The organism is Streptomyces sp. NPDC002463 (genome assembly GCF_042889835.1).
In the GTDB taxonomy this organism is placed as follows: Bacteria; Actinomycetota; Actinomycetes; order Streptomycetales; family Streptomycetaceae; genus Streptomyces; species Streptomyces nymphaeiformis.
The window spans coordinates 217431-224823 of record NZ_JBIARL010000016.1 but is presented as its reverse complement, the minus strand read 5'-3'; the positions used below and the strand labels follow the sequence as shown (position 1 = coordinate 224823).

The window sequence follows — 7393 nt, the reverse complement described above, 5'->3', positions numbered from 1 at the left end:
CGTCGAGGGTCGCCTGCGCGGCCTTGGTGGCGGCCTCGATCGTCAGGTGCGTCGTCTGCATCGTGTTGTCGTTCACCGCGTCGGCCATGACGGCGGCGGGAGCGGCGGCCGGGGCGGCGGCGTTCGCGGAGACGGTGCCGAAGAGGCCCGCGGCGAGCGCGCCGGCGGCGACGGTACCGGTCAGGACACGGGTGCGCAGGGTCATCTTCTTCACGATCATCAGCTCCTTGGGCATCGACCCCCTCGGGGGCTCGGGAAGCTCGGCGTTCCCGCTCTGACATCCATCCTGGTGCCGGTCACGGCCCTGTCCGGTCGGCCTACAGGCTCCGGTCGGCGCACCCGGCGGACGACACGGGGGTCAACCGATCGGTCGATGCGGAATGAATCAGTCCGGATAGCCTGGGCTCGTGGGAACGGTCGGCGGCGAGGAGCGGACGGTGCGGACGGACAGGCGGTCGCCGATCGACACGAAGGCGTTCGACACGGAGGCTGCCGACCCGGAGGCGTTCGACACGGAGGCTGCCGACCCGGACGCCGGCTGGCTCGCGACCGTGATGCACATGGCGTTCTTCGTCCTGCTCTGCTCGTCGCTGACCCGCTACCTGATCGTCCATCCCGGCGCCCGTACGACGCCGTGGGTGATCATCCTCGCCATCGTGCTCGCCCTGCTGTACGTGCTCGGTCCGGTCCTCGGCCCTCAGCAGGCCGACGGACGCGGGGCTCCGCCCAGTACCGCCTCGAGGCTCTGGCTGGCGGCCGTCATCGGGGTGTGGTTCGCCCTCGTGGTCCTCGCGCCCAGCTTCGGCTGGTGCGTGGTGCCGCTCCTGTACACCAGCCTGCGCTCGCTGCGCACCCGGTCCGCGATCGTCCTCGTCGGCCTGATCACCCTGTGCGTGGTGGCCGCTCAGCTGAAGCTGCGGCTGCGCTTCGGCTTCGACCCGAACCTGATGTTCGCCCCGTTCGCCGGCGCGGCCGTCGCCACCGCCGTCTTCCTCTACTCCCAGCGGCAGGCCGACCGGCTGCGGGCGGTCATCCTGGACCTCGTCCGCACCCGTCGGGAACTGGCCGCGACCGAGCGCCGGGAGGGCACCCTGGCCGAGCGCCAGCGGCTCTCCATGGAGATCCACGACACCCTCGCACAGGGCCTGTCCAGCCAGCAGATGCTGCTCCAGGCCGCCGACCGGCTCTGGGACACCGACCCGGTCGCGGCCCGCCGCCACATCCGTACGGCGGAGTCCATCGCCGAACACAATCTGGCCGAGGCCCGACGCTTCGTGCACGACCTCGCCCCCGCCGACCTCGCCGGGGGCGGCGATCTCACCGACGCGCTGCGCACCCTCGCCGAGCGGGAGTCCTCCGACACCCTCCGGGTCCGCTTCCACCAGGACGGCACGCCCGCCGCCACCCTGCCCGACCGCGTACAGGCGGCGTTGCTGCGCATCGCCCAGGGCGCGCTGGCCAACATCCGCGAGCACGCCGACGCCGGCACGGCGGCCGTGACCCTCAGCCATCTGGACGACCAGGTCGTCCTGGACATCGCCGACGACGGGCGCGGCTTCGACCCGGCGCTCTCGCGCGAGCAGGCCGTGCGCGGCCACGGGCTGCCCGCGATGCGCGCGCGTGTCCGGCAGCTCGGGGGCGCGCTCACGATCGAATCGGCGCCGGGCGAGGGGACGGTGCTGACCGCCGTCATCCCCCTGCCGCCCCGGCCCTGACGGCGGGCGCGGCTCCTTCCCCCGTACGGGCCGCGCCCGTTCCGGTGGAATGGCCGAACTGTGCGTAGACCAGATAGGTGCCTGAGGCATGTAGTGGAGACGGCACCACAGTCCCTGCCACCGACACGCCCCCAGCGAGGCCCCCGTGACGAAAACCGTGGCGTTCCCCCAGAACCGGACCTGCCCCTATCACCCGCCCACCGGCTACCCCCGCACCGAGGAGGAGCGCCCGCTGTCGCGGGTCACCCTGTGGGACGGGAGGACGGTGTGGCTCGTGACCGGACACGCGGCCGCCCGCGCGCTCCTCGCGGATCAGCGGCTGTCCACCGACTCCACCCGTGACGACTTCCCGTTGCCGACGGAACGCGCCTCGGCCGTGCGCAGGCGCCGGCGGGCGGCGCTGCTCGGCTGGGACGACCCCGAGCACAACGCCCAGCGGCGGATGCTGATCCCCAGCTTCACCCTCAAGCGTGCCGAGACCCTGCGGCCCCGCATCCAGGAGACCGTGGACCGGCTCCTCGACGCGATGGTGGCGCAGGGGCCGACGGCCGAGCTGGTGAGCGCGTTCGCGCTGCCGGTGCCGTCGATCGTCATCTGCGACCTGCTGGGCGTGCCGTACGCGGACCACGACTTCTTCGAGGAGCAGTCGCGGCGGCTGCTGCGCGGCCCGACGGCCGCGGACACCGAGGACGCGCTGGCCCGCCTCGAGGACTACCTCGGCCACCTGATCGACCAGAAGCGGCTGAAGCCCGGCGAGGGCGTCCTGGACGACCTGGTGGCGCGCGGGTCCGGAGACGGCGGTCCCGAACGCCAGGAACTCGTACAGCTCGCCACGATCCTGCTGGTGGCCGGGCACGAGACCACGGCGAACATGATCTCCCTGGGGACGTACACCCTGCTGCGGCACCCGGAGCGGCTGGCGGAGCTGCGGGCGGATCCCACGCTCGTACCCGCTGCCGTCGAGGAGTTGCTGCGCTTCCTGTCGATCGCCGACGGACTGCTCCGGGTCGCGCGGGAGGACATCGATGTCGAGGGGACGGTGATCCGGGCGGGCGAGGGGGTGGTCTTCTCGACCTCGGTCATCAACAGGGACGCCGCCGCCTACAGCGACCCGGACGCGCTCGACTGGGCGCGGTCCGCCCGCCACCACGTGGCGTTCGGTTTCGGCATCCACCAGTGCCTCGGGCAGAACCTGGCACGCGCGGAACTGGAGATCGCGCTCGGGACGCTCCTGCGCCGCCTGCCGGGGCTTCGGCTGGCCGTCCCGGCCGAGGAGATCCCGTTCAAACCGGGCGACACGATCCAGGGAATGCTCGAACTCCCCGTCACGTGGTGAAAGGAGCGGTGCGGAGCATGGCGAAGGAAGCGGTGCCGATGCGCGTCTCGATCGACTCGGACGTCTGCATCGGCGCGGGGCAGTGCGCCCTGACGTCCCCGGACGTCTTCACGCAGGACGACGACGGATTCGGAACGGTCGTCCCGGGCCGGGAGGACGGCACCGGGACGATGGTCCGCGAGGCGGTCAGAGCCTGCCCCGTACAGGCGATCACCCTCCGTGAGGCCACCGAGGAATCGCGCGCCTGACGGCGGTCGGGATGGCATCGAGGAACGAACCCTGAGAGGCCGCTCGCTCCGAGCGGCCCGTCAGGGGGCCTCGCGGATGGTTCCTGTCTGATGGTCGTCAGTGCGCGGCGCCGTACAAGTCCCGGACGTACCGGTCGAACGTCGCGTCCGGGCTTCTGTACGGCGGTTCGCCGGGGACGAACCCTGCTCGACGTGCGACGGCGGCGGATGCGGGATTCCCCGGATCGACCTGGATCACCACCTGCCTCGCACCCTCCCCGGCCGCGTACCGGCATGCCAGGAGAACCGCCCGGGTGGCCAGGCCGCGGCCCCTCCAGGACGGATGGAGGCCGTAGGCCACGTTCACCTGACCGGGCGCCAGCCCCTCTCCCTCCCACCGCAGGTCGATCGTCCCCGCGAGTGCCTCGACCGCGCCCACCCGGATCCCGAAAGCGCGCAACGGCCCGGCGGCGTCCCACTGCTCCCGGCAGTGCCGGACGTACGCCTCCACGCCCTCGCGCGTACCGGGGCCGCCGTTGAGCCAGCGAACCAGCGCCTCGTCCTCCCCCGCGAGATGCGCCTCCACATCGTCCAGGCGCAGCGGCGACAGCGCGACGACCCCGTCGGACAGCCTCACTTCATGCATCCGTCGGTGATGCCGCCGAGTGCCGTCGCCGCATGCTCGTATTCCCGGTAGGGCCATTGGGATGCCTATACGAGGCATTGGATTCTCCATTGGATACCTATGGATCCCCGGCCTACTGTCGAGGTCGTCGCCTTCTCCGGGCCCGGTCGGGCCCGCCATCCCCTGGAGCTTCCCCATGTCGAAGATTCTTTTCGTGATGACCGGTGTCGACTACTGGACGCTGGCCGATGACACCAAGCACCCCACCGGCTTCTGGGCCGAGGAGGTCATCGCGCCGTACGAGGCGTTCAAGGCCGCCGGGCACGAGGTCGTCGTCGCCACGCCGGGTGGTGTCGTCCCGACCGTCGACGCGGGCAGCCTCTCCCCCGAGGCCAACGGTGGCCCGGAAGGCGCGGACAAGGCCGCGGCGGCGCTCGCCTCGATCAGCGAGATCCAGAACCCGATCAAGCTGGAGGACGCCCGTCCGGCCGAATACGACGCCGTCTTCTACCCCGGCGGCCACGGCCCCATGGAGGACCTCGCCGTGAACGCCGTCTCCGGCAGGCTGCTGGCCGACACCCTGCGCTCGGGCAAGCCTCTGGGCGTCGTGTGCCACGGCCCGGCCGCGCTTCTCGCCGCGACCGACGCCGACGGCTCGAACGCCTTCGCCGGCCGCAAGGTCGCCGCGTTCAGCAACGCCGAGGAGACGCAGGCGGGTCTCGCCGGCAGGGCGAAGTGGCTGCTCGAGACCCGGCTCGTGGAGGCGGGCGTGGACGTCCGGGTCGGTGAGCCGTGGGCGCCGCACGTGGTCGTCGACGGCAACCTGGTCACCGGTCAGAACCCGTCCTCCTCCGCCCCGCTCGCCGCGGAGCTCCTGAAGAAGCTGGCCTGACGCCCGTCGCAGGCCTGGACAGGGCCGGGTCGCCTCACTAGCCTCCTCCTCACCTAATCAACTAATTGACTAGCTGCGGAGATGTGCATGAAGTCCTTCCGTCAGGCCGTCGAGGCGAACGACCACGCGGCGATCGAGGCGCTCCTCGCCGAGGACGTCGTCTTCACCAGCCCCGTGGCCTTCAAGCCCTACCCGGGCAAGGCGATCACCGCGGCCATCCTGCGCGGAGTCTCCCGCGTCTTCAGCGACTTCCGCTACGTCCGGGAGATCAGCGGCGAGGACGGCCGCGACCACGCCCTCGTCTTCGAGGCCCGGGTCGGCGACCGCGCCATCACCGGCTGCGACTTCCTCCACCTGAACGAGCAGGGCCTCATCGACGACTTCACGGTCATGGTCCGGCCGCTGTCCGCCGCACACGCGCTGTCCGAGGCGATGGGGGCGCAGTTCGACCGCATCGCGGCCGAGGCGGCCGGCACCGCCCCGGCCGGCGAGCCGCCGGCTCAGTCCAGGTAGGCCGCGACCAACTCGGCGAAGGCCTCCGGGGTGAGGACCTCGACGCCCAGTTCCTGGGCCTTGACGGCCTTCGAGCTGGGCTTGCCGTTCGCGGACGGCGCCGCGACCAGGTAGGTGGTCCGGGAGTTGACGCTGCTGCCCGCACGCCCGCCGGCCTTCTCTATGAGCGCGCCCATCTCGGAGCGCCCCCAGCCGCCCAGCGGGCCGGCCATCTTCCCGGTCACGACGACGGTCTTCCCGCTGAGCGGCCCGTCCACCGCGTCCTCGGCCTTCTCCTGCCGCGGCTCGGTCATGGCGACGCCCGCCGCGATCAGCTTGTCGATCACCGGGGCGAGCGCGGCGACCTGTTCCGCGATGACCGGTGCCTTCTCCGGGCCTATGCCCTCGACCTCCTGGAGGGCGGCGGCGTCGGCCGCCCGGATGGCGTCCATCGTGCCGAAGTACGCGGCGATGCGCCGGGACATGCTGCGGCCGGTGCCCGGCACGCCGAGCGCGCAGAAGACTCGGCTGAGGGGGCGGGACTTGGCCAGTCGGATCTGCTCGGCCAGCTTCGCGCCGCGCTTGGCGCTACCGGAGGCGGTGGTGAGCTGCTCCTCGGTGAGGGTGAACAGATCTGCGACGTCGCCGACGACACCGGCGGCGATCAGGGCGTCGACGTACTTCCTGCCGAGCCCGTCGATGTCGAGGATGTCGCGCCCGGCGACGTACTCGATCAGCGGCGCGAGCGCACAGGCGGTGCCCTTGGCGCAGCGCCACCGCTCCTGGCTCTTGTCGATCTCCCCGCCGCAGTGGGGGCACTCCTCGGGCAGCGGGACCGGGACGGCGCCCTGCGGGCGGAGTTCGACGACGGCGGCCTGGACGCGCGGGATGATGTCGCCGGCCTTGTGGACGGTCACGGTGTCGCCGATGTGGAGGTCACGCCGCAGGATGTCGGCCGGGTTGTGGAGGGTGGCGCGGGTGACGGTGGATCCGTCCAGCTCCACGGCCGTGAGCACGGCGGTCGGGGCGAGCACACCCGTACGGCCCACTTCCCAGAACACGTCTTCCAGGACGGTCTGGCGCTCGACGGCCGGAAGCTTGTAGGCGATCGCCCAGTACGGGAAGCGGCTGCCGAAGCCCGCCGTCGCCTGCTCGGCTGCGCTGTCCGCCTTGATGACGACGCCGTCGATGCCGAACGGCAGGCTCGCGCGCATCGCGGCGATCGCGTCGACCCTCTCCTGGGCCTCGGCGAGGGTGGGGACCACATGGAGTCCGGCCGGGGTCTCCGCCGTGGTCCGCACCCCCGCCTCCGCCACCGCGGCAAGCGTCTCGGCGTGCCCACCCCCGGCGGGCAGGAACTCCCTACCGTCGAGGTCGACGGCGCCGTACGCCCAGAAGGTCATCGCCAGTCGGTAGGGCCGGTCCTTCGCCCGCAGCGTGCCGGCGGCGCCGTTGCGCGGATTGGCGAAGACGTCGCCGCCGTGCGCGATCCGTATCTCGTTCGCGGCCTCGAACTGCTCCTGGGTGAAGAGGACTTCACCGCGCGCCTCGAAGGTCGCGGGGACCGGCAGCTGCTCGGGAATCCCGTCGATCGTCCCGATGACGTGGCTGACGTCCTCGCCCTGCGTACCGTCGCCACGCGTGATGATCTGCACCAGCCGTCCGTCACGGTAACGGGCGGCGACGGCCGCACCGTCCATCTTCGGCTCGACGGTGAACCCTCCCACCGGCTCCTGCCCCAGACGCCGCTGGAGCGAGGCACCCCAGGCGACGAGCCCTTCGGGCGCGAAGACGTTGTCGAGACTGAGCAGCCGCGTGGTGTGCGCGACGTCGCCGACGGGCGCGGCGCCGTCGGCGACCTGGTCGGCGGGCGAGTCCGGGGCGACGTCCTCGGGGTGCTCGGCCTCCCAGGCCTTCACGTCGAGCCGCAGCCGGTCGTACGTGGCGTCGTCCATGACGCTGTAGCCCGCGCCGTAGTACGTGCGGGAAGCCTCACGCAGCCGCTCGATGGCGGCCTCGTACGCGGCACGGCTGGACAGGCTGAAGTACGCCTCAACGGCGGGAGTTGTCGTCATGTCCACCATCCTGTCGGAGGGCACTGACAAC

General features: G+C 71.9%; 7 protein-coding genes and 1 pseudogene. 5 read left to right on the top strand and 3 right to left on the bottom strand.

Annotated features, from left to right (window positions below; genetic code table 11):
• Nucleotides 1–214: pseudogene (locus ACFYX3_RS29940) on the bottom strand (heme-binding protein); the annotation flags it as partial.
• Between the two features lie 340 nt (nucleotides 215–554).
• On the opposite strand from ACFYX3_RS29940, the gene ACFYX3_RS29935 reads away from it, so the two are divergent.
• The 3 genes from ACFYX3_RS29935 to ACFYX3_RS29925 all read left to right on the top strand — a co-directional run bounded on the left by ACFYX3_RS29935 (nucleotide 555) and on the right by ACFYX3_RS29925 (nucleotide 3299).
• Nucleotides 555–1715 (top strand): sensor histidine kinase, encoded by a 1161-nt coding sequence (locus ACFYX3_RS29935; protein WP_389019784.1) that lies wholly within the window; start codon nucleotides 555–557, stop codon nucleotides 1713–1715.
• A gap of 145 nt (nucleotides 1716–1860) precedes the next feature.
• Nucleotides 1861–3051 (top strand): cytochrome P450, encoded by a 1191-nt coding sequence (locus ACFYX3_RS29930; RefSeq protein WP_389019739.1) that lies wholly within the window; start codon nucleotides 1861–1863, stop codon nucleotides 3049–3051.
• A 38-nt stretch (nucleotides 3052–3089) separates the two neighbouring features.
• A complete protein-coding gene (locus tag ACFYX3_RS29925) occupies nucleotides 3090–3299 on the top strand; it encodes a ferredoxin (RefSeq protein WP_376589419.1) in 210 nt (69 codons plus the stop codon).
• Between the two features lie 97 nt (nucleotides 3300–3396).
• Here the strand turns inward: ACFYX3_RS29925 and ACFYX3_RS29920 are convergent, their stop codons facing one another.
• Nucleotides 3397–3924: a GNAT family N-acetyltransferase gene (locus tag ACFYX3_RS29920; RefSeq protein ID WP_389019735.1), complete on the bottom strand. Its 528-nt coding sequence runs from the start codon at nucleotides 3922–3924 to the stop codon at nucleotides 3397–3399.
• A 175-nt stretch (nucleotides 3925–4099) separates the two neighbouring features.
• Between ACFYX3_RS29920 and ACFYX3_RS29915 the strand changes: the two genes are divergently transcribed.
• Both ACFYX3_RS29915 and ACFYX3_RS29910 read left to right on the top strand, forming a co-directional pair.
• Nucleotides 4100–4795 (top strand): type 1 glutamine amidotransferase domain-containing protein, encoded by a 696-nt coding sequence (locus tag ACFYX3_RS29915; RefSeq protein WP_389019732.1) that lies wholly within the window; start codon nucleotides 4100–4102, stop codon nucleotides 4793–4795.
• Nucleotides 4796–4882: 87 nt separating this feature from the next.
• Nucleotides 4883–5308 carry a nuclear transport factor 2 family protein gene (locus ACFYX3_RS29910; RefSeq protein ID WP_389019729.1) on the top strand — a complete coding sequence of 142 codons (426 nt, stop codon included), beginning with the start codon at nucleotides 4883–4885 and terminating at the stop codon, nucleotides 5306–5308.
• On the opposite strand, the gene ligA is transcribed toward ACFYX3_RS29910, so the two are convergent.
• Complete coding sequence (gene ligA, locus ACFYX3_RS29905; RefSeq protein ID WP_389019726.1) at nucleotides 5296–7362, bottom strand: NAD-dependent DNA ligase LigA; 2067 nt, start codon at nucleotides 7360–7362, stop codon at nucleotides 5296–5298. The two genes, ACFYX3_RS29910 and ligA, sit on opposite strands and share 13 nt — an antisense overlap.
• Between the last annotated feature and the right edge of the window lie 31 nt (nucleotides 7363–7393).

Excerpts from the sequence above, each read along its gene's own strand:
- ACFYX3_RS29920 (WP_389019735.1), bottom strand. The coding sequence starts at position 3,924 with ATGCATGAAGTGAGGCTGTCCGACGGGGTCGTCGCGCTGTCGCCGCTG.
- ACFYX3_RS29925 (WP_376589419.1), top strand. The coding sequence starts at position 3,090 with ATGCGCGTCTCGATCGACTCGGACGTCTGCATCGGCGCGGGGCAGTGC.
- ACFYX3_RS29910 (WP_389019729.1), top strand. The coding sequence starts at position 4,883 with ATGAAGTCCTTCCGTCAGGCCGTCGAGGCGAACGACCACGCGGCGATC.
- ligA (WP_389019726.1), bottom strand. The coding sequence starts at position 7,362 with ATGACGACAACTCCCGCCGTTGAGGCGTACTTCAGCCTGTCCAGCCGT.
- ACFYX3_RS29935 (WP_389019784.1), top strand. The coding sequence starts at position 555 with ATGCACATGGCGTTCTTCGTCCTGCTCTGCTCGTCGCTGACCCGCTAC.
- ACFYX3_RS29915 (WP_389019732.1), top strand. The coding sequence starts at position 4,100 with ATGTCGAAGATTCTTTTCGTGATGACCGGTGTCGACTACTGGACGCTG.